Raw genomic sequence first — 1,719 nt, forward strand, 5'->3', positions numbered from 1 at the left:
CCTAGAAGGTTCATGAAGATCTTGGGGTTCTGGCCCCGCCGCGTGAGCGGTGGGGCCAGACTTTTGGTGTGGCGATGGGGGAATGGGCCGGGGAAACGGTCGGGCCGGATGTGTGGGAGACCTGCCGGGAGTTGATCCCGGCGGGGAGTGTGTTCGCGTTCCTGGCCGAGCACCGCGGTGCGCTGTTTCCAGCGGAGATGTTCGTGGACATGTATCCGTCGGCGAACGGGCGGCCGAGCATGCCGCCGCAGATCCTGGCCTCGGCGATCACGCTTCAGGCCCTGTACGGGCTGTCGGACTTCGAGACGGTCCAGGAACTACGGTGTGACCTGCGGTGGAAGGCCGCTTGCGGGCTCGGTCTCAACGATATGGCGTTCGATCCGTCGCTGCTGGCCTACTTCCGCCGCCGCCTTTCCCGTTCTGCCCGGCCGAATCGGGTCTTCGACGCGGTGCGGGAGGTCGTGAAGGCCACTGGCGTCCTCAAGGGCAAGAACCGGCGGGCGCTGGATTCCACCGTTCTGGACGACGCGGTCGCCACCCAGGACACCGTCACCCAGCTCATCGCCGCCATCCGTGCCGTGATCCGCGAGGTCCCCGACGCCGGCCAGGTCGCGTCCGAGCAGTGCACCGCCCACGACTACACCGACCCCGGCAAACCAAGGATCGCCTGGAACGACCAACAGGCCCGCGCCGATCTCGTTGACGCCCTGGTCGGTGACGCGCTCCGGCTGCTGGGACACCTGACGGAACAGCAACTCGGCGAGAAGGCCGCGAACGCGGTCGGCCTGCTGGCCCTGGTCGCCGGACAGGACGTCGAGCCGGCCGAGGACTCCGACGGCCGTGACGGCCGCTGGCGCATCACCCAGGGCACCGCGCCAGACCGGATGGTCTCCACCACCGATCCCGAATCCCGCCATGTCCACAAGACCCGCACCCGGCGGCAGGACGGATACAAAGCCCACCTCGCCATCGAGCCGGAGACCGCGTTATACACCGCTGTGGCCCTCACCCCTGGCGCCGGGCCCGAACATCACGAGGCCACCGTCGGTGTGGACCTGCTCGCCGGGGAAGACGGACCCGTGGACGCCTTCGGCGACACCGCCTACTCCACCGGCGACGCCCGTCAAGCCCTCAAAAACGCAGGTCACCGACTGTTCTTCAAGCCCGCCCCGCTCAGAGCCGCCGTCCCTGAAGGCTTCACCCTGGACGACTTCGCCATCGACACCACCACCGCCACCGTGACCTGCCCCGCCGGACACACCGTCCCTCTTTCCGACCCCGGCGGACACCACCAGCAGCGCACCGCCTCCTTCAAGAGCCTGTGCACCGGATGTCCCCTGCGCGAGCGGTGCACCAAGGCCAAAGCCGGCCGCGTCCTGACCATCCGCCCACACCACGACCTGCTCACAGCCGCCCGGCACCAGGCCGCCACCGACCCCGACTGGCAAGCGGAATACCGCCGCTGGAGACCACCGGTCGAACGCGCCGTCGCCTGGCTCGTCCACCACGGCAACCGCAAACTCCGCTACCGCGGCACCATCGCCAACGACACCTGGCTCCACACCCGAGCAGCCGCCCTCAACCTCCGCCGACTGATCAACCTCGGACTCACCCGCACAGGCGACACCTGGACGCTCGCCCCGACCACCGCATAAACCAAGGGGCCGTCCGGCCCACAGCCGGACAACCCCTCAGCAAGATCTTCATCAGACTTCTAGG

1 protein-coding gene is annotated in these 1,719 nt (G+C 68.5%); it reads left to right on the forward strand.

All coding sequences use genetic code 11. The features are described 5' to 3' along the window. Positions 1-74: 74 nt before the first annotated feature. The gene (locus tag ACGFRB_RS33315) at positions 75-1,655 is read left to right on the forward strand and encodes an IS1182 family transposase (protein ID WP_393248397.1); all 1,581 of its coding nucleotides are present in this window, start codon (positions 75-77) and stop codon (positions 1,653-1,655) included. Positions 1,656-1,719 lie beyond the last annotated feature (64 nt).

The organism is Streptomyces sp. NPDC048718, from assembly GCF_043198875.1.
Taxonomy (GTDB): domain Bacteria; phylum Actinomycetota; class Actinomycetes; order Streptomycetales; family Streptomycetaceae; genus Streptomyces.